This window comes from Nonomuraea sediminis (genome assembly GCF_018531495.1).
Taxonomy (GTDB): Bacteria; Actinomycetota; Actinomycetes; order Streptosporangiales; family Streptosporangiaceae; genus Nonomuraea; species Nonomuraea sediminis.
On record NZ_JAHDTI010000002.1, the window covers coordinates 135,745 to 159,511 of the forward strand.

Below are 23,767 nucleotides of genomic sequence, written 5' to 3' on the forward strand. Positions count from 1 at the left end.
GACCTGCTCTGGCTCATATGAACCAGATTAACGGACGGATCTCCACAAGGGCGCGTCTCTGGGTGACGAGCACCCAGAGACGGCCCGGAGAATTACCCGTGAGATCGGCGCCGGAATTCGTCGAACGGCGTGCGGTCGAAGACGAACCGGTTGTAGACGATCTTCCCGTCGCGGACCGTGGCGCATTCGGCCGCGGGCGCGCTCTTGGCCGGGATCGTCTCCGTGTCGTACATGAGCAGCGCCGTCGTATCGTCCCCGAACGCGGCGATCAACTCCGCCCTGATGAGCAACCCCTGGGCGAAGGGCTGGAGGAACTCCCGGTAGGCCGCGATGCCCTCGATCCGTCCCGCCGGGGCGTCGCACACGACGTCCTCGGCGAGGTAGGACATCGCCAGGTCGAGGTCCTTGCCCGTCCACGCGCTGTGGTGGGCAAGCGCGATCTGCAATGCTGAGCTGGTCATGCTGGTCGTCCTTTCTGTGTCGCTCGTTAGGACACCCAGGGCGCGCGAAACGGAACGGTCGTGACGGAAATCGCCTTCGACGAGCTGGTCGAACCGCACCGGCGCGAGCTGCTGCTGCACTGCTACCGCCTGCTGGGTTCGCTGGCCGACGCCGAGGACGTCCTGCAGGAGACCCTGCTCGCGGCCTGGCGCAGCCTGGACGGCTTCGAGGGCCGCACGACCTGGCGGTCATGGTTGTACCGCATCGCCACCAACCGCTGCCTGAACGCGCTACGCGACCGCGGCCGCCGCATCCCGCCCGCGCCGAACCCGCCCTTCCAGCCCCCGCCACCCAGCAGTGACGGCGACCAGCCGTGGCTGCAGCCGTACCCGGACGACCAGCTGCCGCCCGAGGCGCGCTACACCAGGTTGGAGACGATCGAGCTGGCGTTCGTCGCCGCGCTCCAGCGCGTCCCTCCCCGGCAGGCCGCCGTCCTGGTGCTCTGCGACGTGCTCGACTACCGGCTCGCCGAGGTCGCGCCGATGCTCGACATCACGCCGACCGCCGTCAAGGGGCTGCTGCAGCGGGCCCGCACCTCGCTCGCCCAGCATCGCCAAGACGGGTACGGCAGGCCGCCCGCCCCCGGCTCGCCCGAGGAGCAGCGCCTGGTCAGGCGCTTCGCCGAGGCCTTCGCCGCGGACGACATCGACACCCTGCTCACCCTCCTCACCGACGACGCCTGGCTGGCCATGCCGCCCGCTCCGCACGAGTACCGCGGCGCCGCGGCGGTCGCCGCCTTCCTGCGAGCGAGCGCCACCTGGCGCGCGGGAAGGCGGTTCGTCCTGGAGCCGATCCGCGCCAACGGCCAGCCGGCGTTCGAGTGCCGTTTCATGGACGGGCCGGCCGGGCAGATCGTGCTCACGCTCGCCCAGGATCGCGTGTACGGCATCACCCACTTCCTCCACAACCTGGGCGGATGAACACCGCGCTAACCCAACGCTGAGACGGCACTTCCCCGCCCGCTCCTACGGTGCTGGCATGACGCTCGGCTCATCAGCATCGCTCCTGGTCACGGCGCTGCGCGCCGCCAACAGGTACCGCTCGCTCCGCGCCGCGCCGCCCGACACGCGGCAGGTGAAGATCCTCCTGCTGCACGCCAACGGCATGGGCGGCACCATCCGCACCGTGTTCAACCTGGCCGAGAGCCTGGCGGCCGAGCGGGACGTCGAGATCGTCAGCGTCATCAGGACCAAGGAGCGCCCCTTCTTCCCCGTGCCCGCGGGGGTGCGCGTCTCCTACCTGGTCGACCGGCTCGACGGCCTGCCCATGCGCGGCGCGAGCAGGCTCATCCCGGCGGAGGAGACCGCCTACGACCGTTTCGACCTGCGCACCGACGTGGCGCTCGCGCGGTTCATCCGGCGTCTGCGCGGGGGCGTCCTGATCACGACGCGTCCCGGCCTGAGCCTGGCCGCCGCGCTGCTCGCGCCGCCCGGGGTCCTCACGGTCGCGCAGGAGCACGTCGGCTACGGCACGTTCCAGCCCGCCGTACAGAAGATGATCAGGAGGAGGTACGGCAGGCTCAGCGCGCTGGTGACGCTGACGGAGGCCGATCTCAAGGACTACCAGGCGGCACTGGGCGATGACGCGCCACCCCTGCTGACCCGGATTCCGAACGCGACTCCCGAGCTGCCCGGCGGGCCGTCGCCGCTGACCGAGAAGACGGTGGTGGCGATCGGGCGGATGACCAGGGTGAAGGGGTTCGACCTGCTGGTGCGCGCCTGGGCGGAGGCCGTGGCGACGCGGCCGGACTGGAAGCTGCGCATCGTGGGCTCCGGACCCCAGCGTGAGCGGCTGTCGCGGCTGGTGGGCGAGCTCGGGATCGGCGGGTCGGTCACGCTGCCGGGCGCCTCGCGCGACATCGGCGCGGTTCTCGACGCGGCCTCGATCTTCGCGCTCAGCTCGCGGCACGAGGGGTTCCCGATGACGATCCTGGAGGCGTTCAGCAAGGGCGTGCCCGTGGTGGCCTTCGACTGCCCGTACGGGCCCGGCGAGATGCTCACCCACGGGCACGACGGCCTGCTGGTGCCGCCCGGCGACACCGCGGCGCTGGCGGAGGAGCTGGGCCGGTTGATGGACGACCCGGCGGCACGGCTGCGGATGGGGCAGAACGCGCTGCGCACGTCCCGGCTCTACGACCGCGACCAGATCGGCGCCGAGTGGTCGCGGCTGCTCAACGGCCTCGGCGCCGCGGCCTCATGAGCCGGCGTCGCGGCCTGTGGGCGGTGTGGCGGTTGCGCTGGCTCCGCCAAGGCAAGGGCAGGTGCCCGCAGGGTGGCCGCTCCGCTAGTCCGACGTCGTGGCCAGGACCTGGGCGGGTTCCTTCGAGGCGGGGCCTGCCGTACCGTGGAGACCGAGCCAGATGAGCACGACGCTGAGCAGCGTGACAGCCACGTCGACGGCCAGGGCGAGACGGATGCCGGTCAGTTCCGTGCTCTGCGTGGCGGCGATCGAGCTCAGGATCGGGATGCCGACGGCGATGGCCACCTGCTGGGTCATCGAGGTCAGGCCGGTGGCCAGACCCTGTTCCTGGTCCGGCAGGCCCGAGGTCCCGACCACCGTGTAGGCCACTATGCAGGTGACGTGCGCGAAGAACCCGATGAACAGGGCGGGGATCAGTGCCGCGAGCGCGATCAGCTCGCCGCCGACGAACACCAGCGGGAGGGTGGCCAGACCCTGCACGGCCAGGGCCACGGCCAGTACCTTGGGGCCGCCGAAGCGCCCGATGAAGCGGCCCGCGATCACCCCCGCGGCCACGGACGCCAGGCCGGGCACGCCGAAGATCAGGCCGGTGACCAGCGGGGAGAAGCCCAGGACGTGCTGCAGGTAGAGCGTCACCAGGAAGATCATCCCGGTCTCCATGGCGAAGATCACGAGTCCGGTGTAGTTGCCCCACTTCACCGTGGGCCGCTTGAGGATGCGCACAGGGGCGAGCGGCGCGGGCGAGCGCAGCTCGATCATCCAGAACGCGGCCAGCAGCACCACGCCGACGACGGCGGCCGGGACGTTCTTCTCGACGACCGCGTAGATCACGGCCAGCAGGCCGCCGGTCACGGTCAACGCTCCCGGCAGGTCCAGCCTCACCCGTTCCGGCACGCTGCTCTCGCGGATCAGGAACGGCGTGGCCACCAGGATGACCAGGGCGAACGGCACGTTGAAGAAGAACGCGGCCCGCCAGCTCAGCAGGTCGACCAGGGTCCCGCCGACCAGCGCGCCGATCGTGAAACCGCCGGAGAGCAGTGCGCCGTTCAGCCCGAGGACGCGATCGCGCATCGCGCCCTCCTGGAATGTGGTGGTGAGCAGCGACAGACCCGACGGGATCGCCATCGCGGTGGCGAAGCCCTGCAACGCCCGGGCGGTCAGGAGCATCCCGGGGTCGGCCGCGAAGCCGCCCAGCAGCGAGGACCCGATCAGCAGGACCATGCCGGCCAGGAACAATCTGCGGCGCCCGAACAGGTCGCCCATCCGGCCGAACAGCAGCGTGAAACCGGCCGCGGGCAGGGCGTACGCCGAGGCGATCCACGGCAGCCCGGCCAGTCCGAGCCCGACGCCGGCGCCCACCTCCGGCAGCGCCACGTTCAGTATCGAGAAATCGACGGACAACATGAATCCCGCGCCGAGCAGGATCAACAGCACCAGGCGCTGCCTGGTGTCGAAAGAGGTCTTCACAAAACGGTCCCTGAGTCGTCGAAAAAAGAGCACGCCGTACGGCCGGCCTGGCCGTACGGCGTGCCGAGGAAAGAGGGCTAGCGCGATTCCCGTTCCGCCGCTTCGGCGGCGCGCTTGATGTTCTCCAGCCGGCGATCCCAGTCGGCCGCGAGCGTGGCCATCCACCGGGCCGTCGCGTCGAGCGCCGCCGGCCGTACCGCGTAACGCACCTCGCGTCCGACCCGCCTGCCGGAGACCAGGCCGGCGGCGTCCAGGACGGCGAGGTGCTTGACCACCGCCTGCCGTGAGACGGGGAGCCGCTCCGCGAGCGTCGTCGCGGTGACCTCGCCCTGCGCGGCGAGCAGATCGAGCAGCTGACGTCGCGTCGGGTCGGCCAGCGCGACAAGGACGCTGTCTACCGTGCCGCGACGTTCGTCCGTCACGCCGACGACTGTACGGCGCGCTTCTTGAACGCGTCGAGCACCTCGGGCCAGCCGCCGGTGTTGTCCTTGAACGCCTGGCTCCGCAGTTCCTCGGACCCGGCGAGCGCGGCGAACCCGCTCTCGACGACGCGCAGCCGCGTGTTGTCGCCCTCCTGGGTCAGCGTGAACTCCACGAGGGTGCTGTTGTCGTCGCTCAGCTCCTGGCCGGGGAACGCGCTGGCCCAGCGGTAGGCCAGGTACGTCGGCGGCTCGACCTTCTCCACCCGCACGGGGAAGTCGCCGTATCGCGAGTTCTTGGCCACCATCGTCTCGCCTTCCCTGGCGACGGTGCCCGCCACGCTCCCTTCCTCGGCCACCCAGAACCCCGGCTCGGCCACCATCGACCAGACCCGCTCAAGGGGCGCCTCGATCAACGTGTCCCGCTCGATCCGATCCTCACTCATGAGGTATCTCCTTCACTGTCCGTTTCTGACGCAACCCCAGAGTTGCACATCGACCCATCAACGCGCAACCCCAGAGTTGCGCGTCCCCGCGTAACATGATCCAGGTGACCGGAGCGATCCAACGCGTCCCGTTCGACGTGGCGACCTACACCCGCCGTACCCGGACAGGCCCGTGCTTCATCTGCGCGATCGTCAACGGCGACCCCGGCCAACCAGAAGAGACCGTCTACGACGACGGCGACCACATCGCGGAGTACGGCGTGGTCGAACACACCCGGGAGGCCGCCGCACTGGCCGCCGGTATAAGGCGAGCGCTGGATGCCTGAGCCGCTGTACGTCCGGTTCCAGAGTTCTCTCCCGAACAAGCGGGGGATCTATCCGGGTGTGTTCAGCCTGGTCAACAGGCTCGCTTTCGATCTGAAGCTGTCGGCGGGAGAGGAACGCTTCCGGGTGGAGAGCAACGCCTGGTATGACGCGAACTTCCTTGATCCCGCCATGGTGGATCCGGCTGTTTACAACCGCGACGTCAATCCCGGGGCGGCCGCCTGGTTCAAGTCGTCGGCCCGGCATCTCATCGACCGTGTGGCCGGGTATCTCGCGATCCTTGACGCCCATGACATCGCCTGCGTGCGGCTGGAGTCGCCGGATCCCGGCAGGGTGATCTACGAGGACCCCGATCAGATCGTCGTCGTCCCCTACGAGATCACGGCTTGAGGGATTCGAGGATTTCCGCGAGGGCTTTGCGGTCGGGGGTGCCGGTCTTCTCGTAGACGGCGTAGAGGGTGTTGGCGACCGTACGCACGGAAAGAAAGAGCCGGGCGGCTATGTCGCGGTTGGTGAGGCCCTGGGCGGCGAGCGTGGCGACCTCGAGCTGCCGTGGCGTGAGGCCCGGGAGGGTCAGTCCGACCAGGGCGGGGGTGCGGGGGCCCTGGCAGCGCTGGGTGAGGGCCCAGGCCCGGGTCTCGGCGCCGGTGGCCTTGCGGGGTTCGCCCGCGTCCAGGTAGCGGGCGGCGGCCTGGGCGGCCGCCTCCGCGGCGTAGAGGGTGAAGCCGAGCTCGGCGAACGACGCCGAGACGGCCAGCAGGTCGGGCCCGGTGCGGGCCGCGGCGTGCCGGGCGAACAGCGGTGCCAGCACACCGTCCACCCGCAGTTCGGCGAGCCGGTCCGCGACCAGGTCGGGACGGCCGAGCCTGACCACGTCGTGCAGCGCGAAGAGCGAGAACATCCTGTACGGCGAGCGGCCGATCTCCAGCGCGAGCTCGACCGCCCCCTGCAGGTCGCCGCGCGCCGCCATGGTCCACACCCGCGCGTGGTCCAGCGGCAGGTCGGTCAACGGCCCGGTGGGCAGGGCCAGCTCCCCGGCACGCGCGAGGACCGCCTCGGCGGCGTCGGCGTCGCCGAGCAGGGCGTGGGCGTGGGCCGTCTCGCCCAGGCACGGGCCCGCATAGATGGTCGGCACGGCGGGCAGCCGGACCATCGCCTCGGCACCCGCCTTCAACGCGTCGGAAAGCCGTCCGCGCAGCCGCAGCAGGTGGGTCCGCCGCACGCAGGCCTGCAGCGTGACCCGGTTCCACGAGCCGACGTACTCCTCCCCGCTGTCGAGCATCGCGGTGAGGCGGTCGGCCTGGTCCAGGTCCCCTGACATCGCGGCGGCCAGCGCGCCGTTGTCGATGATGAGACCGGTGATGCTGGGCTTGGCCTGCTGTTCCTCGGTCAGCAGCGCCATGATCTCGGCGACGCACTCGAGCGCCCTGCCGGTCTCGCCGGTGGCGACGCGCAGCGGGGCCTCCATCGTGAGCACCGACCCCCGGGCCGCGATGCTGAGCGTCCTGGTCTCCTGACGGGCCGAGGCGACCTCCGCGGCGGCCGCCTCGGGGTCGCCGACGTAGAGCTGCAGCGAGCCCACGAAGCTGCGCAGGACCTGGCGGTCGTCAGGGTCGGAGGTCTGCCGCAGACCCTCTTCGAGCAGCGAGAGGTCGTGGCGGCCGAGCCCCCACAGGCGGTTGAGCGTGCCCATCGCGGCGCATTCCATCCGGTGCACCGGGTCCAGCGTGGCGCCCCAGGCGCGGGTGAAGAACTCCTCGGCCTCGGCGTAGCGGTCCTGGAGGAACAGGATGCTGGCCAGCGCCAGCCACGCGTCCCCGGAATCGCCTGCCGCCCTGGCCAGCCGTTCCGCGAGCGGCAGGTCGCGCACCGCGCGGGCGTAGCTGCAGGCCTCGAGCAGCAGGGACGGATCCGCGGGATCTCCGGCGTCGAGCCGCCACACGGCCACGCGCATCACGTCGTCGCGCCGCCGGAGCCCGGAGGAGGACACGGCCTCGGCCAGCGTGTGCAGGATCGTCCTGGTCCGCAGGGTCCCGCACGAGGCCCGGATGACCTCGCCGTAGAACGGGTGCGCCAGCCGTACCTGCAGCCTTCGCCCATCGGCCTGTACGGTCACCAGCTGCCGATCCTCGAGCCCTTCCACCGCGGCGGACGAGCTCAGCGAGGCCAGCAGGTCGGCGCCCAGCGGCTCGCCAAGAGCCAGGAGCTCCAGCGCGGAACGTTCCGCGGCGGCCAGGTCGCCGATCCGGGCGGCGATCGTCTCGCGCATGGTCGTGCTCATCAGCAGCGGACCGTGCCACAGCCACAGCCCGCCGACGTCCCGCAGAACTCCGGAGAGCACGAGTTCGCGCAGGTAGAGCGGGTTCCCCTGGCTGGTGCGCCAGAGCCGGGTGAGCGAGGCGGACTCCACCCTGCCCCCGAGGGCACTGGCCAGGACCTCGGCCGTTTCGTCCAGGGTCAGCGCGTCCAGAGGAAGGCACGGCAGCAGGTCGTCCTTCCACAGCGCCACGATCGCGTCGGGCGGCCGCTCGCCGCCGCGGACCGTGACGAAGAGCCGGACCGCCCGCTGGGCGGCGAGGAAGTGCACGAGCGCGGCGGACGCCGGGTCGAGCGCGTGCGCGTCGTCCACCACGAGCACGTCGGCGGAGATGGAGTCCGAAGCCCATTTCAGCAGGTTGGCCGACGGCGGCGAGGCGGGAAGCAGGTGCGCGAACGCGCCCAGGGGCAGCTCGGCCGCCGCCGTCGTGGCCCTGACCCAGGCGACGTCCTGATGATCGCGGACCGCCTCGGCGACGAGCCGGCTCTTGCCTGCGCCGGCGGGCCCGAGCACCACGACGCCTGTGCGGGAAGACCTGAGTTCCGAGAGCTGATCGGCGCGTCCGGCGAAGGGCCAGGTCCTCGACATGCCGCGAGGATATTTGAGTACGAGATGCTCATGCGAGGGGAATTCGATGCCAGCATGCTCATGCCATGCATGATGATCTCACCGACCTGGTCAGGAAGACTCTCGGCGACCCCGCCGCCGAGATCGCCGAGCAGCGCGTCGAACCAGTCGAAACCACCATGAACGCGCTGTCGACCGTCGGCCTGCACCGCGTCCGCGGGACGACGACGTCGGGGGCGAGCTGGTCGTTCTTCGTGAAGTCCGTCCAGTCGCTGCGCGTGTGGGACGGGCTCGACCAGTTCCCCGAGGCGATGCGGCCCACGATGGGCGAGCTGTTCCCCTGGCGCGCCGACGTCGACGCCTACCTCGCCGACGAGCCGCTGCCCGAGGGCATGCGGATGCCGCGCCTGTGCCGGCTCGACGTGCTGGACGACGACCGGCTGGTCATGTGGCTGGAGGACGTCCAGGAGGCGCCGGGCGAGTGGGACCTGGAGCGCTACCACCGCGCGGCGCGGCTGCTCGGCGAGCTGGCCGCGATGCGTCCGGCGAACGGGCCCAACGCCTCGTTGCGGACGTTCGCCACGAACGTCCCTCCCCAGGTGATGATCCCGGCCGTCCTGGACGACGCGGTGTGGCGGCATCCGCTGGTCGCCCCGCACGCGGACGAGCGGCTCAGGGAGGACATCGCCTTCCTCGCGACGCGGATCGACACGATCCTGGAGGCGCTCGAACGGCTGCCGCACACGGGCGTCCACGGCGACGCGAGCCCCGGCAACCTGCTGGTGCCCGCCGACGGGTCGGCGGAGTTCGTCGCCGTGGACTGGAGCTGGAACTCCCCCGGCGCCGTCGGGTTCGACCTCGGCCAGTTGCTCGTCGGCCGCGCCCACGACGGCTCGCTCGCCGTCGAGGACCTGCCCGCCGTCCACGAGGCCATCACCGACGGCTACGGCAGCGTGCTCAAACACGACGGCTACCTCGGCGCGCTGGTCCTGCGCAGCCTGTGGACCGCCATCCCCGTCCAGCGCCTGACCGACGACCCCGACGACGCCATGCGCGCCTTCTTCGCCCACCGCATCGCCCTCGCCCGCTACCTGGCCGTCCACGGCCGCGCCCTCGACCTCTAGCCCACGGCGCTGGGTGCGGTCATGAGGGCGAGGTAGCCGTCTTCAAGGGTGGGGTGTTGTGGGCGTGCCTCCGGCGTCGGAGGGGTTGGAGCGATGACGCGGTAGGACATGCCCTGGTCCTCCGGCAGGGCGGAGACGACCCGGGCGCCGGGGGGTGGGGGGCCGGGGGTGTGCACGGTCCAGACCTGGCCGGCGGCCTGGGCGACGAGGTCGGCGACCGTACCCTGGAATGCCAGGCTGCCCGCGGACAGGACCGCGAGCGAGCGGCAGGTCTGCGCCACGTCCTCGACGATGTGCGTGCTGAGCAGGACCGTGCGATCCCCGGCCAGGCGGGACAGCAGGGTGCGGAAGCGGATGCGCTCCTCCGGGTCGAGCCCCGTCGTCGGCTCGTCCACGATCAGCAGCCGGGGGTCGGCGAGCAGTGCCTGGGCGATGCCGACCCTGCGCAGCATGCCGCCGGAGAACCCCTTGAGCCTGCGGTCGGCGACGTCCGACAGCCCGGCGACCTCGAGCAGCTCGGAGATCCTGCGGCGCCGCGCCGACGCGGCGTTCAACCCCTTGAGCAGCCCGATGTAGTCGAGGAAGCGCCGGGCGGTCAGGTCGGGGTAGACGCCCAGGTCCTGCGGCAGATAGCCGAGCGCCCGCTGTACGGCGAGCTTGCCCTCGGCCGTGGCCAGGTCGTACCCGCCGACGTGAACCCGGCCCGAGGTGGGTTTGAGCAGGCCGGCGAGGACGCGCATGAGCGTGGTCTTGCCGGCGCCGTTCGAGCCGAGCAGGCCGAACATCCCGGTCTCCACGCAGAGGTCGAGGCCGTCCAGGGCGCGCGTGCCGCCCTTGTAGATCTTGGTGAGGCCGGAGATGTCGATCCGCATGTCAGGACTCGCTTCGTGATGCGTGCAGGCGAACGAGGAAGAGCATGGCCACCGCCAGCGCGATCATCAGGCCGATCCACAGCAGCGCGGTGGCCTGGGTGGCCGCCGGGCGCAGGAAGTCGAAGGCGCCGGGCACGGTGACGCCGTAGGGCGGCAACGGGGCCAGCAGGCCGTCCCTGGCGTACTCGCCGGTCGCGGAGAAGATCGTGTGGGACAGGGTGGGCATCAGGTCCGGCGGGATGAGGTTGCCCCAGAACCAGTACGCCACGAACAGCACACGGAAGAGCATCGGCGGGATCAGCAGCGTCCCCGCGTAGACCAGCGCGCCGACGAAGACCAGCCCGGGCAGCACCGCGGCGAGGAAGATCACCACCGCCCACCCGAGAGCCGCGGGCTCGCCCTTGACGACCGCGTAGAGCAGCGCCCTGCCGAAGTACGCCACCGCGATCGGTACGGCGGTCGCCGCGCACGTCCCGAGGTACCGGCCCACCAGGCGCGCGGTGGCGCCGGACGGCGTGGCCGCGAGGACCGGCTCGACGCGCAGCACGCGGGCGCGCTGCGGCCGGTCGGCCAGCAGGCAGCCGTAGACGATGGGCAGCAGGGCCATGACGATGCTCGCGGCCACGACCATGGCGTGGCGCGGCACCGCCGGTCTCGACTCGCCGAGATCCAGCGACCAGTACGCCAGCTTCGTGACCATGAACGCGACGACCAGGCCGTAGATGATCCACATCGACGGTCGGCGGACCTGCATGACGAACTCGTAGCGCAGGGTCGGGATCATTCCGGTTCACCTCCGAGTACGCGCTCGGAGTCCCCGAGCCATCTCCAGGCCGCCGCACCCAGCAGTACGGCGGTGCCGAGCAGGATCGCCCTCACGACCGTGGCCTCCGCAGCGGCTCGCCCCGCCCGGCCAGCAGGATCGCCGCCGTCCCGAGGACCAGCGCCGCCCCCAGCGCCCCCGCCAGGCCACCGGCCGGCTGAGGGGTGCGCGCCCCGATGTAGGGCAGGGCGATCCAGATCCAGACGCCGAGAGTCACCCCGATCGCCCCCGCCGGATTCCAGCACACCGCCAGCAGCAGGCTGAGCGCGGCCAGCAGGGTCATGGGCCCGAGCCACGAGGCGATCAGCGCCGCCGGACCGTCCGACGCCTTCCCGGACAGCCAGAGCAGGCCGGAGACGGCCAGCGCGATCGCCAGGTCGTAGCCGTACACCAGCGTCACCCTGGCGAGCAGCACCAGCCGGGGCGAGGTCGGCGTGGCGGCGACCAGCTCGAACGCACGGTCCTGCTCGGGCCCGTACAGCCCGGCGACGCCGAGCCCGGCGACCAGCGGGGCCGAGAGCTCGAGCAGCACGTCGGGCACCACGCCGTGCATCAGCGCCAGCCCGCCGCACACCGCCATGACCAGCAGCGAGGCCGCCCACACCGCGGGGTGCACGAGCCGCGCCTCCATGCACAGCAACAGCCAGGCCCGCCGCGCCGGAGACACGGCGTGGACGCGCAGGTCCCCGAGCCCGCCCTCCAGCGCGGAGGCGGCCAGCGCGGCGGCGACGATCCGCTCAGCGGGGGGTGGTTTGTTCACCGAGACTCTCCCTCAGTTTCGCGCGGACGTGATGCAGGCGGCTCTTCACCGTGCCCAGCGGGATGTCCAGCACCTCGGCGATCTCCTGACCGCCCAGGTCGCAGAGGAAATGCAGCACGGCCACCTCCCTGTGCGCCAGGGGCAGCATCCCGAGCGCCCTCTGCAGCCAGTCGTCCCTCAGGACCCTTTCCTCGGGTCCCGGTACGGGCTCGGCCAGGTCGCGTGGCTCCGCGGCCGGCGGCGGTGGCTTGCCGCGCAGGCGGTTGTGCGCCTGCCGACGGGCCACGCCGAACAGCCAGGTGCTCACGCTCGACCGCCCCTGGTACGCCCCGGCCGACCGCCAGACCGCGAACAGCGTGTCCTGCAGGATCTCCTCGGCCGTGCCCTCGTCCCTGGCCAGGCGGCAGAGGAAGGCGTACAGCCGCTCGCCGAAGCGCTCGTACAGCGCGGTGAGCGCGACCGTGTCACCCTGCGCAATGCTGGCCAGGAGGTCGGCGTCGCTTGGCACCGTGTTCGGTCAGACGTGGGTGACCAGGAGGACCACGCCCGCCTCGCCGTCGCAGTCGCCGGTGATCGTGATCTCCTGCCCGGATCTGGTCGTGGGGTTGGGGCTGACCTGAACCACCGCCCTGGCGCCCCGCGGCGGCTCCGCCTTGTCCGCTGCCGGCGCGCTCGTGCCGCTCAGACCGATTGTCTCCACCAGCGCGACCCCGGCCAACGTTCTTCCCATCATGTCCGGTGAGTAGCGGCGGGCCCGCGCCCAGGTTCACGCCGTGACGCAGATCACAGTCGGCCTCTTTAAGCAACTTGCGTTGACTAATCTCAGGTTAGTCAACTAACGTTGCTTATACGTAACCCTCGATCCCAAGGAGCCACCATGTTCCGCGCCCTGCTCCTCGCCGCCCTCACCATGTCGGGGACCGCCATGACGACGCCCCCCGCCGTCGACCTCCAGCGCGTGCTGGAGCGGGAGGTGTCCGACGGCGGCGGCCCCGGCATCGTCGCCGACCTGCGAGACCGTCACGCGAAGCCGTGGTTCGGCACGGCCGGGGTGGCCGACCTGACGACCGGAAGTAGGCGCCGGCCAGGCGAGCACTTCCGCATCGGCAGCTTCACCAAGGCCTTCACCGGCACCGTGGTCCTGCAACTGGCGGCGGCGGGCAAGCTCAGCCTGGACGACACGGTGGCCAAGTGGCTGCCCGGCGTGGTGGAGGACAAGCTCGGCGGCGACGGCACCAAGATCAGCATCAGGCAGCTGCTCAACCACACGAGCGGGCTGCCCGACGCCGTCCCCGGCAAGCCGACCCCGCCGCCCGAGGAGCCCGGCAAGCGCTTCATCTACTCCAAGGTCAACTACAACCTGGCCGGGATGATCGTCGAACGTGCCACGGGCTCGACGCTCGCCGAGCAGATCCAGCGGCGCATCGCCGGCCCGCTGCACCTGATGGGCACCTACCTGCCGGGCGCCGACAACACCTTGCGCGACCCGCACGCCCGCCACTACTCGAAGTTCGACGAGGCCGGCCGTCCCACGGCGGTCCACGACGTGACCGACGCGGACCTGAGCTGGGCTGGGGCCGCGGGCGGCATGGTCTCGACCACCTCGGACCTGCACCGCTTCCTCAGTGCCCTGCTGCGCGGCCGCCTCCTGCCGCCCGCCCAGCAGAAGGAGATGTTCACCACCGTCTCCACGGAGGGCTCGGACTGGGTCCCCGACACCCGCTACGGCCTCGGCGTCTACTCCCAGACGCTCGGGTGCGGCCGCACGCTCTGGGGCGGCGGCGGGTACATCCAGGGCTCGGTGTCGTACGCCATGGGCGACCGCAGGGGCACCCGCGTGCTGGTGAGCAACCTGAACGGCGACTGGAACGACTTCTACAAGACCATGAAGCACCTCTTCGAACCCACCTTCTGCTAGAGAGACAGGCATGACCGGAGTCCCGCTGGAGCTGCTGGTGGCCCAGGTGGGTGAGGACCTGCTCGAGATCCTGGTGACGCCCGGACCCACCGAGCTGACCCGCACCGCCGTCCACGACCCGCTGGACGCCGGGCCGCCGCCGCCCGGCTCGCTGGTGCTGCTCGTCGGGCTGGACCCCGCGGCGCCCGAGGCGGCCGCGGCGGTGCGCGGGCTGCGCGGCGCGGCCGCCGTGGTGGCCGGTCCGTGCGCGGACGAGGCGTGCGGACCCCTGGCGGAGGCGGCCCGCGACGCGGGTCTGGCGCTGCTGCGCATGCGCTGGCCGCTGGCGTGGACCCACCTGTTCACGCTGGCTGAGGACGTCACCACGGCGCCGGACAGGGAGCAGGCGGCGGGCGACGTGGGCGGGGTCCCGCCCGGCGACCTGCAGGCTCTGGCCGGGGCCGTCGCCGTCGCCCTCGGCCGGCCCGTAGTGTTCGTGGACGCGCAGTGGCGGCTGCTCGCGTACTCGGCGCTCGATCACCGCTCCGCCGACCACCTGCAGCGGGAGACCGTGCTCAACCGTGCCGTGCCCGAGGCGGAGGCCCTGCCGGAGGCCCGCAGGGCGCTGCTGCGCGACACGCGCGCCCGCCGCTTCGGCAGCGGCGGGTCCTCGCGGGTCGGCGTGGGCATCAGGGTGGGCTCCGAGCCGTGCGGCATGCTCTGGGTGCTCGAGGGCGCGACGCCCCTTCCCGACGACCGGCTCGAGCTGGTCGAGGAGTTCGCCAGGCTCGCGGGCGCCCACGTCGGCCAGGCGCGGGCCGCCCGCAGCCGGTACGGCGAGCTGGCCGAGATCGCGCTCGAGGGCGGCGACGGCGCCGAGGCCGCCTGCCGCGAACTCGGGCTCGACCCGGGCGCGGGCCTGGCGGTGGTCGCGGTCGGCGCGCGCGAGGAACTGCTCGGCGGCGTGCTCCTGGAGAGCCTGACCGCCTACCTGGAGGCCTACCGCAGGCCCGCCGCCTGCGTGCTGCGCGGCGACACGGTCTACTTCCCGCTCGGCGCGCGCGCCAGGGAGATCGCCGACGACGCCGTGCGGCGCATCCGCGGGCGGCACCGGCTGATCGCCGGCGTGGGCGGCCGGGTGCGCGACGTGGCGGGCCTGCCGGGCTCGGCGCGCCAGGCCGGGCTGGTGCTCGAGGTCCTGCGGGAGCGCGAGGACGGCCCGGCGGTGGCGAGCGTGGCCGAGGTCCGCACCCAGGTGGCCGTGACGGAGCTGCGCCACCTGCTCGGCGACCATCCGGAGCTGCTGGTCCACCGGGCGCCGGGTGAGGACTGGGTGCTGGCCTGGCTGGAGGCCGGCGGCGACTACCGCGCCGCCGCCGACCGGCTCGGCCTCCACCCCAACACGCTCAGGTATCGCGTCCGCAAGCTCGCTGAGGCCGGCACCGACCTGCGCGACCCCGACATCCGGCTGGCGGCCTGGCTCCGGCTGCGGCTGGGCATGCCGTACAAGAGGTGACCGCCGGGGTTGTCCGGCAGGCCAGAGTGCGGAGCTCACGGCGGGGGCATGGTGGGGCTCATGAGGTTGAACGTGCTGATCGACGAGGTGCTGCGGGCGATGGCAGAGTCCGCGGCGAAGCGCGGCGGGCCGGTCCCCGCCGTGACGCCGGCCGAGCTGGCCGCACGGGTCAGGGCCGTGCTAGACGAGGCGGGCGGGGCACTGCCTGACAGCGGCACCGGCCCGCTGGAGGCGGTGTCCGCCATCACGAGCCTGCTGGTGTACGGCAGCGCCGACCCGGCAGACCCGGCGTGCGCCGCCCACCTGCACTGCCCGCCCCTCCCCGAGGCGGTCGCCGCCGACCTGGCCGTGTCCGCGCTCAACCCGTCGCTGGACTCCTGGGACCAGGCGCCCGCCGCGGTGACGCTGGAGCGCGAGCTGGTCACGGCCCTGGCCGGCCTGACCAGGTTCGACCCCGGGCGCGCCTCGGGCACGGTGACGACCGGCGGCAGCGAGTCCAACCTGATGGGCCTGATGCTGGCCCGCGACCGCGCCCCCGCCGGGCGCAGGCGCGTGTTCTGCTCGCAGGGCGCGCACTTCTCGATCCAGCGGGCCGCGGCGCTGCTCGGGCTGGACGGCGTCGAGCCGATCGCCACCGACGCGACGCACCGGATGGATCCGGCGAGCCTGGCCGCGGCCCTGACCGGCTGCGAGCGGGCGGGCGACGTGCCGGTCGCGGTGGTGGCGACGGCGGGCACCACCGACACCGGCGCCGTCGACCCGCTCGCCGAGATCGCGGACGTGGCCTCGGCGCACGGCGTCTGGCTGCACGTGGACGCCGCGCACGGCGGCGGCGCGCTGCTGTCGGACCGGCTGGCCCCGCTGGTCCGCGGCATCGAGCGGGCCGACTCGGTCGGGATCGACCTGCACAAGTTCGGGTGGGTCCCGGCCGCGGCAGGGGTGTTCCTGGTGCGCGACGCCGGGGCGATGGCCGGGCTGGAGACCCGCGCCGCCTACCTCAACCCGGCCGACGACGTGGCCGAGGGGTACGACGGGCTGCTCGGCCAGTCGCTGCGCACGACCAGGCGGGCGGACTGCGCCAAGATCCTCGTGGTGCTGCGCTCGCTGGGCAGGCGCGGGCTCGGCGAGCTGGTGGACCGCTGCCACGACCTGGCCCTGCGCGCCGCCGACCTGATCGTCGCCGACCCGGAGCTCGAGCTGGTGGCGCCGCCGGTGCTGTCCACGGTCGTCTTCCGCTACCGCGACGGCGACGAGGTCAACGCGGCGCTGCGCCGCCGGCTGCTCAGACAGGGCCGCGCCGTGGTCGGCCGTACCGAGCTGGACGGCCGGGTCTGCCTCAAGCTCACCCTGCTGAACCCGGAGACCGACGTGGCGTCCCTGTTGTCGGCCGTGGTCATGGCGGGCAGGGAGGAGAGCCGGTGACAGGGCTGGCGGAGCGCCTGGCCGTACTGGTGGCCGAGCACGAGGTGCCGGGCGCGGCGGTGGCGGTGCTGGCGGGCGGCGAGGTGCGCGAGGCGGCGGCCGGCGTGCTGAGCCTGCGGACCGGCTGGCCGGCGACCCCTGACGCGCTGTTCCAGATCGGCTCGGTCACCAAGATCTGGACCGCCGCGCTGATCATGCAGCTGGCACAGGAGGGCAGGCTGGATCTGGACGCGCCGGTGAGCGCCTGCCTGCCCGGCTTCCGCGACGGCATCACGCCACGCCACCTGCTCAGCCACACCTCGGGCCTGGAGGGCGACCTCTACGACGACTTCGGCCCCGGCGACGACGCGCTGGCCCGGTACGTGGCCGCGCTCGACGACATCGCGCCGCAGGTCTTCCCGCCCGGCGAGCTGTTCTCCTACTGCAACACCGGCTACTGCGTGCTCGGCAGGATCGTCGAGGTCGTCACCGCGACGACGTGGGAGCACGCCCTCGTCGAGCGGCTCGCGGGACCGCTCGGCCTGGGCGTGGCCACCTCGGCCGAGCAGGCGATCCTCGGCAGGCCCGCCGTCGGCCATCTGGACGGCAGCCCGGCGCCGGTGTGGGCGTTGCCGCGCTCGAACGCCGCCGCCGGCGCCTGCCTGGCGATGAGCGCCGCCGACCTGGTGCGGTTCGCCGCCGCGTACCTGGACGCCGAGTGGGCCGCCCTGCCGCAGGTGACCCTGCCGCCCGGGGTGGGGCGGCGCGGCCGGTGGTGGGGACTCGGGTGGGAGGTCTTCGACTGGCCTGGCGGGCCGGTCATCGGGCACGACGGCAACACGGTCGGCCAGACGGCGTTCCTGCGCGCCGTGCCCGCCGCCGGGGTGGCGATCGCGCTGCTCACCAACGGAGGCCGGGCCCGCGCCCTGTTCAACGAGCTGGCCGCTCCGCTGCTCGACGAGCTGGCCGGGGTCCGCATGCCGCCGCCTGCCGTACCTCCGGCCGGTCCTGTCCCTGCCGACCCGACGCGTTTCGAGGGGCGCTACGCCTCCAAGGCGATCTCGGTCGAGGTCGTCAGGGAGGGCGCGGCCTTCCGCCTGACGGTGAGCGACGAGGAGGACCGTGAGACGTTCACCGCCGTCCCGCTCGACCGCGACACCCTGATCACGCTGGAGGAGCAGGACGGCGCGCACACCTCAGTCGCCTTCGTCGGCGACGCGGGCGACGGCCGGGCCCGCTACCTGCACCTGAGCGCGCGGGCGCTGCCCCGCCGCGAGGCGCAGGCGTAGCCAGGCCAGCAGCCGCGTGTCCGGGTCGTCCAGGTCGAGGCCCAGCTCGGCCAGGCGCCGGATGCGGTAGCGGACGCCGTTGGGGTGCAGGCCCGTGCGCCCGGCCACCCCGGCGGCGTCGCCCAGGGCCTCGATCCAGGCCAGCGCCGTCTCCTCCTGCGCCAGCGGGAGCTCGTGCAGCAACAGCTCGGGCGTGGCCGCCAGCAGCTCGAGGAACTCCCGTACGGCCACGCGGGCGCGCAACGTGGCATCGTCAGGCTCGCCGCCCTCCTCGAGCACGCCGAGCACCAGGTGGGCCAGGCGCCGGGAACGGGCGAGCCCGGCGCCGTCCCGCGCGGTGCCGCCGATGCCCGCCCTGATGCCCAGGTCCGTGGCGAGCCCGGCGACCACCTCGTAGGCGGAGTCGCCGGGCAGGATGCAGTAGACGACGTCCGACCGCTGCACGCACGCGGCGGCGTGCCGCCGGGCGGCCAGCGCGGCCGAGACCGCGTCGAGCACCCGGGCCCCGTCCGCGGCCCGGACGGCCACCACCGCGCACCCCGCCGACAGGTCCAGGCCGAGCGCGCGGCAGGCGGCCGCGGCGTCCCTGCCGTCGATGGCCTGCCCCGCCAGCCGCCCGCGGCGCTCGCGGTCGCGCGTGCGGGCGGCCAGGTGCCGCGCCACGTGCGGGCCGCTCAGCCGGGCGACCTCCTCGATCACCGCCAGCAGCTCCAGCGGCAGTTGGTCGTGCCCCTCGAGGACCCAGAGCATGCCCACCGGCTGCCCGGCCGACCGCACGCCCGCGCCGATCCGCCAGACGGCCTCGTCCCCGTCCTCGTTCCAGAAGCGCAGCGCCCGGTTGCCGGCCAGCAGCAGCCGCCGGGTGGCCGAGGGCGCCTCCCGCTCCGGCACCGCCCTGGCCAGCAGCAGCTCGCGATGCAGGGCGTCGGTCCACTGGCCGAGCACGGCCGAGTAGGCCAGCAGCCGCCACTCAGGGTCGACGAACATCACCGGCCGCCCCAGCAGGGCCGCCGCGTCGTCGGCGAGCGTGTCGAGGTCCCCCGGCGCGATCCCGGCGAGCGCCTGGGCCGCCGTGCCCGGTGCCCTGTCAGCGGAGGCCGCCTCGACCAGGGCGAACACCCGCGCCCACGGCAGAGGGCAGGTCAGCAGCGCCACTCCGGCCCGCTGTGCCGCTTCGGCGACCTCGGCGCACGCCGGGGTGCGGACCACCACGGCCGCCGCCTCGACCAGGCCGTACAGGACGGCGGCCGAACCCGGCGCGGCGGGATCGACGCCGACGAGCAGGACGACCGAGCCCGAGCGGGACGAGGGCGGCTTCAGCGAGTCGTGCAGGACAGGCCCGGTGATCGCGACGTCGAGCCCGCGCGGCGCGGTCACCGCGGTGAAGTCACCCGCCTCGAGCAGCCGGGCCAGTGACGAACCTCCGCTCACGACCCCGCTCCTCACCGGACAACGAATCCTGGACAACGTTAGCCGATCGGACAGAGCCTGCCGGGCGGCGGAACTCCAGGGTGGAGGAATGGACGAACCGCTCCGTAACGTGCTGCGCGAGCACGGCCTGAGCCTCTACCCGGTCACCGCGCTGGGCGCCCTGGTGATCAGCAACTCCTTCGCCGACACCGGACTCACCGTGCTCGGTCCCGACCTGCGCACCGAGCTCGGGCTGAGCGTGGGTGACCTGGCGAGCGCGATGTCGGTGCAGTTCCTGGCGCTCGCGGTGGCCCCGCTGCTGCTGGCCGGGCTGGTCACCGGGCGTCCGCGGCGCGCCGTGCTGTCGGTCGTGACCGGGCTGGTGTGGAGCGCCGCGACCGCGGCCGTCGCGCTCACCACGGGCGCGTGGAGCCTGGCGCTGGTCGTGCTGGTCTTCGGCATGGCCAACGGCAGTACCGTCTCCCTGCACACCCCGCTGCTGGTGGACACCTACCCCGCCGCGGTGCGGGCCAGGATGCTCACCCTGTACGGCGCGGCCGGAGCACTGGCCTACCTGGCCGCTCCCCTCGTGGTGTCCGCGCTCACCGGCTGGCTCGGGCTGGGCTGGCGCGCGGCGTTCGCCGTGCTCGGCGGGCTGTCCGGGCTGACGTGCCTGTTCGCGGTGCGCCTGCGCGACCCCGGGATCGGCCGTTTCGACGCGCCCGCGGACGCTCCGCCCAGGACCGGCCTGCTCGCCGCGGTCAAGGCCATGGCCGCCACGCCGACGCTGCGGCGCGTCCTGGCCGGGTTCACCGCGTTCGGCGCCTTGCAGGTGCCCGTCTCGACGCTGGTCTCGGTCCACCTGGAGGACCGCTGGCAGCTCGGCGCCGGTGCCCGCGGGATCTTCTTCACCTGCACGGCCGGGGTCATGCTGGTGGCGCTGCTCGCGGCGGGGCGGCCGCTCGACCGCGTCTTCCAGGCCCGTCCCGGCGGGGTGGCGGTGCTGTGCGGGTCCGCGGTGACCGTGACCGCGCTCATGTACACGGCGGGCGTGCTGGCGCCCGCGCTGCCGCTCGCGCTGGCCGCCTTCGTGCTGGCCGCGGCGGCCCAGGCGCTGATCGTGCCGACCGCCCAGCTGCTGTGCCAGTCGGTGATCGCGCCCGCGCATCGGGCGCACGCGGCGGCGGTGAGCGCCTTCGCGCTGGCCGGTGGCGGCATGGCGGGCGCCGCGCTGCTCGGCTCCGCCGAACGGGCGCTGGGCGCGGCGGGGGCGGTGGTGGCCATCGCCGTGCCCGGGGTGGTGGCCGCGATGGTCATCGCCTCGGCCGGCCGTACTCTCCCCCGCGACCTGGCGCCGGCGGTGGGCCGATGAGCGGGTACGCGCGCACCCGCGACGGGCGCAGGCTGCACTACGTGACCTCGGGCGCGGGCGAGCCTGTGGTGGTCCTCGAGGCCGGGCTGGGCGCGACGCGCACCGAGTGGGCGCTGGTGACGCCGATCGTGGCGACGCGGACCGCGGTGCTCGCCTACGACCGGGCGGGGCTGGGGCTCAGCGAGCCTGACCGGGCCCGCCGCGATCACGTCAGGATGGCCGGGGACCTGCTCGATCTGCTGCGCGAGACCGGTCCCTGCGTGCTGGTCGGGCACAGCCTGGGCGGCGCGCTGGTCGAACGCTTCGCCCGGCTCCACCCGGAGCGCGTGGCGGGGCTGGTGCTGGTCGACCCGTCGGTCCCGCTCGAGGACGTCACCCTGCCGCGCAGCCCCGCCTACGCGCTGGCCAGGCTGCTCCAGCCCGTCGGCGACGCGCTGGAAGCCGCGGGCCATCTCCTGCGGCTGGCGACGGGACGACCCACGGCTGACACCCTCCGGCTGGCCGCCTACCTGCCGCCCGACCTGCGCGACCAGACGCTGGCCGAGCTCAGCGCCCGCTCCGCGCTGCGCGCCACCAGGGCCGAGAGCGCCGCCCAGCAGCGCAGCCTGCACGAACTGCACGAACTGCGCGGGACCGCAGCGCTGCCGGACGTGCCCATCACGGTGATCACCGCAGGGGTGCGCCCTGCCGGGTACGCGGAGCTGTGGGCGAGCCTGGCCGACAGCCACCGCGGGCTGGTGGCCGGCAGCCCCCTGGGCAGGCACGTCGTAGCGGACGGCGCCGGACACTTGGTCCCCCAGGACCGTCCCGACCTGGTGGCCGAGGAGATCCTGCGGGTGGTGCGCCGTGCCGCGTGAAGCCGTCCTGTCCAACGGCCTGCGCGTGCTGGCCGTGGAGCGCAGGCATACCGGGGTCGCCGCCGTGAGCATCCGCTACGCCGCCGGGTCCTGCCACGAGCCGCCGCGCAGGACCGGGCTCGCCCACGTGACCGAGCACCTGATGTACCGGCGCGGGGACGTGGCCGCGCTGGAGGGGATGGGCGCCCTCTACGACGCCGACACCTGGTTCGAGCACACCGTCTACTACCAGACCGTGCCGTCAGGGCGCCTGGAGCAGGTCCTGCGGCTCGAGGCCGGACGCGGCCTCGCCGACGCGCTCCGGGTGGAGCGGGAGGTGGTCAGGAACGAGGTCCGCCAGCGGCTGTACGGCCTGCCGTACGGGACCCACCTGCCGCACCTGATCGCCCTGTGCCACCCTTTCGGGCACACTCCGGCGGGCACGGAGGAGGACCTCGACGCGATCACACCGGAGGACTGCGCGGCCTTCGTCGCCGACCGCTACACGCCGGGCAACGCCGTACTCGCCATGGTGGGCGACTTCGACGCCGACGCGGCGCTCGACCTGGCCGATCGGATCTTCTCCGGAGTGCCGGGCAAGCCTCCGCCACCTTCCCGCCCGTACGGCACGGCCCGCGGCGGGACGCGGTTGGAGGTCTCGGAACGCCAGCCCGCCGAGGCCCTCTACGTGGCGCACCTGCTGCCCTCCGCCGGGCTCGACTCGGCCGAGGCGGCGGTGCGCCTGCTGGCCCAAGGTGAAGGGTCGCGCCTGCACCGGCGGCTGGTCGTGGACCAAGGGACGGCGCTCTCCGTCGAGGCAGACTTCCACCGCTTCTCCACGGCCTGCTCGATGGCGATCGTCAAGATCCATGCCGCGCCCGGCGCCTCGCTGGAGGCCGTCGAGCAGGCGGTCGTGGAGGAGACCGCCGAGCTCGCCGCGTCCGGGGCGCGGCCAGGCGAACTGGACCGGGTATTCGCGCTGACCCGCCGCGAGCATCTCGAGCGGGTGGCGACGGCCGCCGGGCTGGCGAACGAGCTGACGCTCCACGGCCGGGCTCCCGCCGCTCCCGTCGTGGTGGAGCCCGCGGCCGACCTGCTGGTCCGCGATCGCAATGTGCTGGCCTACCGCCTCGAGGAGTCCTGATGACCTGGTCGCTCCCCCCGATCCGCCGGACCCCGTGCACGCTGGTGTGCCCCCGGCCCGCCGGTGGGCTCGCCGCGGTACGGCTGGTGGGTGAGGCCGCCGGGCGGGAGGTGGACGCCGTCTCGCTGGAGGAGGTGGGCGCGGTGGTCCGCCGCTCGGCCGAGCTGCTGGCTTTCGAGGTGCCCGCCGAGAACCTGGGCGAGGCGCTGCGGCGGCTCGCGCCTCCCGCCGTGCCCGGACCTCAGCTCTTCCCGCGCCAGGCCGCACGCGACCGGCTGCTCGCCAGGCTCCGCGTGGAGCGGGCGGCGGGCACCCTGGTGATCGTCGGAGCCGAATCCCCCGCCGACAGCATCGCTGAGGCCCTGGGCCTGGCCGAGCCCGCGCGACCGCCCGCCCCCGCCCGTCTCGTATCCGCCGGCACCCCCGTGACGGTCCCCTGGCCGGGAGCCGTCCAGCCGCACGTCGCGATCGGGTACGGCGTGCCCGGCCGCGCCGACCTGACCACGTGGGCCGCCCTCACCGTGGCCTGCCACATGCTCGGCGGCGGCCTGTCCGCCCTCCTCAACCGGGTCCTGCGCGATCGGCACGCCCAGACCTACGGCTTCACCGCCACCCTCGAATCCCGGTCTGGCGTGGGAACCCTGCTGCTCGAAGGCGCGGTGCGCGACGCGGAGGCGGTCGACCTGGCGCTGGCCGAACTAAGGGAACTGACGACCACCGGCCTCAACGAAACCGCCTGCGCAGAGGCCGTCAGCGCCCTGCTCGACGGCGCATGGGCACGCTACGAGAGCGCCGCCGCACTGGCCGACGAACTGGCCTCCCTCGCGGCCGAGGCCCTGCCCCCCGAACACCTCCAACACCACCTGGACGCCCTACGCGCCCTCGACGCCCGCACCGTCTCCCGAGCACTCGCCCTTCACCTGTCCCACCCCACCGTCGTCACCGTCAGCCAGACGCACCTCGGGGAAGACCGGACCTGGGCAGCGCCCCCTGGGCGGGCTTAGGAGCGCAGGCCAAAGTTCGCCGCCCAGGCGTGGTCGCGCACGCCAACGGGCATCCGCGTTCGGCTGACGATACTGGCGA

Annotated in this window: 24 protein-coding genes; 13 read left to right on the plus strand and 11 right to left on the minus strand. The window is 73.3% G+C overall.

Annotated features, from left to right (window positions below):
- Positions 1–92: 92 nt before the first annotated feature.
- A complete protein-coding gene (locus KIK09_RS08765; protein WP_214318220.1) occupies positions 93–461 on the minus strand; it encodes a nuclear transport factor 2 family protein in 369 nt (122 codons plus the stop codon).
- Positions 462–521: 60 nt separating this feature from the next.
- Between KIK09_RS08765 and KIK09_RS08770 the strand changes: the two genes are divergently transcribed.
- Together KIK09_RS08770 and KIK09_RS08775 are read left to right on the plus strand one after the other, a co-directional pair.
- Positions 522–1,421 carry an RNA polymerase subunit sigma-70 gene (locus tag KIK09_RS08770; protein WP_214318221.1) on the plus strand — a complete coding sequence of 300 codons (900 nt, stop codon included), beginning with the start codon at positions 522–524 and terminating at the stop codon, positions 1,419–1,421.
- 58 nt (positions 1,422–1,479) lie between these two features.
- Entirely contained in the window at positions 1,480–2,700 is a 1,221-nt protein-coding gene (locus KIK09_RS08775) for a glycosyltransferase family 4 protein (protein WP_214318222.1), read from the plus strand.
- A gap of 84 nt (positions 2,701–2,784) precedes the next feature.
- Here the strand turns inward: KIK09_RS08775 and KIK09_RS08780 are convergent, their stop codons facing one another.
- The 3 genes from KIK09_RS08780 to KIK09_RS08790 form a co-directional block, all read right to left on the minus strand.
- On the minus strand, positions 2,785–4,167 hold the full coding sequence (locus KIK09_RS08780; protein ID WP_308163989.1) for an MFS transporter: 1,383 nt from the start codon (positions 4,165–4,167) through the stop codon (positions 2,785–2,787).
- Positions 4,168–4,244: 77 nt separating this feature from the next.
- Complete coding sequence (locus KIK09_RS08785) at positions 4,245–4,589, minus strand: ArsR/SmtB family transcription factor (RefSeq protein ID WP_214318223.1); 345 nt, start codon at positions 4,587–4,589, stop codon at positions 4,245–4,247.
- Positions 4,586–5,032, minus strand: coding sequence for an SRPBCC domain-containing protein (locus KIK09_RS08790; protein ID WP_214318224.1), 447 nt, complete (start codon positions 5,030–5,032; stop codon positions 4,586–4,588). Before KIK09_RS08790 ends, KIK09_RS08785 begins: the two co-directional genes overlap by 4 nt.
- Before the next feature lie 104 nt (positions 5,033–5,136).
- Between KIK09_RS08790 and KIK09_RS08795 the strand changes: the two genes are divergently transcribed.
- Both KIK09_RS08795 and KIK09_RS08800 read left to right on the plus strand, forming a co-directional pair.
- Positions 5,137–5,358: a hypothetical protein gene (locus KIK09_RS08795; protein ID WP_214318225.1), complete on the plus strand. Its 222-nt coding sequence runs from the start codon at positions 5,137–5,139 to the stop codon at positions 5,356–5,358.
- Complete coding sequence (locus KIK09_RS08800) at positions 5,351–5,746, plus strand: hypothetical protein (protein WP_214318226.1); 396 nt, start codon at positions 5,351–5,353, stop codon at positions 5,744–5,746. Before KIK09_RS08795 ends, KIK09_RS08800 begins: the two co-directional genes overlap by 8 nt.
- Here KIK09_RS08800 and KIK09_RS08805 read toward each other — a convergent pair.
- Positions 5,736–8,261 carry a helix-turn-helix transcriptional regulator gene (locus KIK09_RS08805; RefSeq protein ID WP_214318227.1) on the minus strand — a complete coding sequence of 842 codons (2,526 nt, stop codon included), beginning with the start codon at positions 8,259–8,261 and terminating at the stop codon, positions 5,736–5,738. The genes KIK09_RS08800 and KIK09_RS08805 overlap by 11 nt on opposite strands.
- Before the next feature lie 65 nt (positions 8,262–8,326).
- Between KIK09_RS08805 and KIK09_RS08810 the strand changes: the two genes are divergently transcribed.
- A complete protein-coding gene (locus KIK09_RS08810) occupies positions 8,327–9,364 on the plus strand; it encodes a phosphotransferase (RefSeq protein ID WP_214318228.1) in 1,038 nt (345 codons plus the stop codon).
- Here the strand turns inward: KIK09_RS08810 and KIK09_RS08815 are convergent.
- From KIK09_RS08815 to KIK09_RS08835, 5 genes are all read right to left on the minus strand, one after another.
- Positions 9,361–10,236, minus strand: coding sequence for an ABC transporter ATP-binding protein (locus KIK09_RS08815; RefSeq protein ID WP_214318229.1), 876 nt, complete (start codon positions 10,234–10,236; stop codon positions 9,361–9,363). The genes KIK09_RS08810 and KIK09_RS08815 overlap by 4 nt on opposite strands.
- A gap of 1 nt (position 10,237) precedes the next feature.
- On the minus strand, positions 10,238–11,020 hold the full coding sequence (locus tag KIK09_RS08820) for a hypothetical protein (protein WP_214318230.1): 783 nt from the start codon (positions 11,018–11,020) through the stop codon (positions 10,238–10,240).
- A 91-nt stretch (positions 11,021–11,111) separates the two neighbouring features.
- Entirely contained in the window at positions 11,112–11,819 is a 708-nt protein-coding gene (locus tag KIK09_RS08825) for a hypothetical protein (protein ID WP_214318231.1), read from the minus strand.
- Positions 11,797–12,327 (minus strand): RNA polymerase sigma factor, encoded by a 531-nt coding sequence (locus KIK09_RS08830; protein WP_214318232.1) that lies wholly within the window; start codon positions 12,325–12,327, stop codon positions 11,797–11,799. Before KIK09_RS08830 ends, KIK09_RS08825 begins: the two co-directional genes overlap by 23 nt.
- A 9-nt stretch (positions 12,328–12,336) precedes the next feature.
- Positions 12,337–12,519: a hypothetical protein gene (locus tag KIK09_RS08835; protein WP_214318233.1), complete on the minus strand. Its 183-nt coding sequence runs from the start codon at positions 12,517–12,519 to the stop codon at positions 12,337–12,339.
- Positions 12,520–12,696: 177 nt separating this feature from the next.
- Here KIK09_RS08835 and KIK09_RS08840 point away from each other — a divergent pair, with 177 nt between their 5' ends.
- The 4 genes from KIK09_RS08840 to KIK09_RS08855 are packed head-to-tail and all read left to right on the plus strand — an operon-like array spanning position 12,697 to position 17,922.
- Positions 12,697–13,737, plus strand: a complete 1,041-nt coding sequence (locus KIK09_RS08840; protein WP_214318234.1) for a serine hydrolase domain-containing protein — start codon at positions 12,697–12,699, stop codon at positions 13,735–13,737.
- A 10-nt stretch (positions 13,738–13,747) separates the two neighbouring features.
- On the plus strand, positions 13,748–15,232 hold the full coding sequence (locus tag KIK09_RS08845; RefSeq protein ID WP_214318235.1) for a PucR family transcriptional regulator: 1,485 nt from the start codon (positions 13,748–13,750) through the stop codon (positions 15,230–15,232).
- A 60-nt stretch (positions 15,233–15,292) separates the two neighbouring features.
- Positions 15,293–16,654, plus strand: a complete 1,362-nt coding sequence (locus tag KIK09_RS08850; RefSeq protein WP_250572867.1) for a pyridoxal phosphate-dependent decarboxylase family protein — start codon at positions 15,293–15,295, stop codon at positions 16,652–16,654.
- A complete protein-coding gene (locus KIK09_RS08855; protein WP_214318237.1) occupies positions 16,651–17,922 on the plus strand; it encodes a serine hydrolase domain-containing protein in 1,272 nt (423 codons plus the stop codon). The genes KIK09_RS08850 and KIK09_RS08855 overlap by 4 nt, the downstream gene beginning before the upstream one ends.
- On the opposite strand, the gene KIK09_RS59940 is transcribed toward KIK09_RS08855, so the two are convergent.
- Positions 17,830–19,353: a helix-turn-helix domain-containing protein gene (locus KIK09_RS59940; RefSeq protein WP_214318238.1), complete on the minus strand. Its 1,524-nt coding sequence runs from the start codon at positions 19,351–19,353 to the stop codon at positions 17,830–17,832. The two genes, KIK09_RS08855 and KIK09_RS59940, sit on opposite strands and share 93 nt — an antisense overlap.
- Positions 19,354–19,441: 88 nt before the next feature.
- Between KIK09_RS59940 and KIK09_RS08865 the strand changes: the two genes are divergently transcribed.
- The 4 genes from KIK09_RS08865 to KIK09_RS08880 are packed head-to-tail and all read left to right on the plus strand — an operon-like array spanning position 19,442 to position 23,688.
- Positions 19,442–20,704 (plus strand): MFS transporter, encoded by a 1,263-nt coding sequence (locus KIK09_RS08865; RefSeq protein WP_214318239.1) that lies wholly within the window; start codon positions 19,442–19,444, stop codon positions 20,702–20,704.
- On the plus strand, positions 20,701–21,561 hold the full coding sequence (locus tag KIK09_RS08870) for an alpha/beta fold hydrolase (RefSeq protein ID WP_214318240.1): 861 nt from the start codon (positions 20,701–20,703) through the stop codon (positions 21,559–21,561). The genes KIK09_RS08865 and KIK09_RS08870 overlap by 4 nt, the downstream gene beginning before the upstream one ends.
- Positions 21,551–22,684, plus strand: a complete 1,134-nt coding sequence (locus KIK09_RS08875) for a M16 family metallopeptidase (RefSeq protein WP_214318241.1) — start codon at positions 21,551–21,553, stop codon at positions 22,682–22,684. Before KIK09_RS08870 ends, KIK09_RS08875 begins: the two co-directional genes overlap by 11 nt.
- On the plus strand, positions 22,684–23,688 hold the full coding sequence (locus tag KIK09_RS08880; protein ID WP_214318242.1) for a M16 family metallopeptidase: 1,005 nt from the start codon (positions 22,684–22,686) through the stop codon (positions 23,686–23,688). The genes KIK09_RS08875 and KIK09_RS08880 overlap by 1 nt, the downstream gene beginning before the upstream one ends.
- The last annotated feature ends 79 nt before the right edge of the window (positions 23,689–23,767 follow it).

Excerpts from the sequence above, each read along its gene's own strand:
- KIK09_RS08765 (WP_214318220.1), bottom strand. The coding sequence starts at position 461 with ATGACCAGCTCAGCATTGCAGATCGCGCTTGCCCACCACAGCGCGTGG.
- KIK09_RS08775 (WP_214318222.1), top strand. The coding sequence starts at position 1,480 with ATGACGCTCGGCTCATCAGCATCGCTCCTGGTCACGGCGCTGCGCGCC.
- KIK09_RS08790 (WP_214318224.1), bottom strand. The coding sequence starts at position 5,032 with ATGAGTGAGGATCGGATCGAGCGGGACACGTTGATCGAGGCGCCCCTT.
- KIK09_RS08800 (WP_214318226.1), top strand. The coding sequence starts at position 5,351 with ATGCCTGAGCCGCTGTACGTCCGGTTCCAGAGTTCTCTCCCGAACAAG.
- KIK09_RS08805 (WP_214318227.1), bottom strand. The coding sequence starts at position 8,261 with ATGTCGAGGACCTGGCCCTTCGCCGGACGCGCCGATCAGCTCTCGGAA.
- KIK09_RS08810 (WP_214318228.1), top strand. The coding sequence starts at position 8,327 with ATGCATGATGATCTCACCGACCTGGTCAGGAAGACTCTCGGCGACCCC.
- KIK09_RS08815 (WP_214318229.1), bottom strand. The coding sequence starts at position 10,236 with ATGCGGATCGACATCTCCGGCCTCACCAAGATCTACAAGGGCGGCACG.
- KIK09_RS08820 (WP_214318230.1), bottom strand. The coding sequence starts at position 11,020 with ATGATCCCGACCCTGCGCTACGAGTTCGTCATGCAGGTCCGCCGACCG.
- KIK09_RS08840 (WP_214318234.1), top strand. The coding sequence starts at position 12,697 with ATGTTCCGCGCCCTGCTCCTCGCCGCCCTCACCATGTCGGGGACCGCC.
- KIK09_RS08845 (WP_214318235.1), top strand. The coding sequence starts at position 13,748 with ATGACCGGAGTCCCGCTGGAGCTGCTGGTGGCCCAGGTGGGTGAGGAC.
- KIK09_RS08850 (WP_250572867.1), top strand. The coding sequence starts at position 15,293 with ATGAGGTTGAACGTGCTGATCGACGAGGTGCTGCGGGCGATGGCAGAG.
- KIK09_RS08865 (WP_214318239.1), top strand. The coding sequence starts at position 19,442 with ATGGACGAACCGCTCCGTAACGTGCTGCGCGAGCACGGCCTGAGCCTC.
- KIK09_RS08870 (WP_214318240.1), top strand. The coding sequence starts at position 20,701 with ATGAGCGGGTACGCGCGCACCCGCGACGGGCGCAGGCTGCACTACGTG.
- KIK09_RS08880 (WP_214318242.1), top strand. The coding sequence starts at position 22,684 with ATGACCTGGTCGCTCCCCCCGATCCGCCGGACCCCGTGCACGCTGGTG.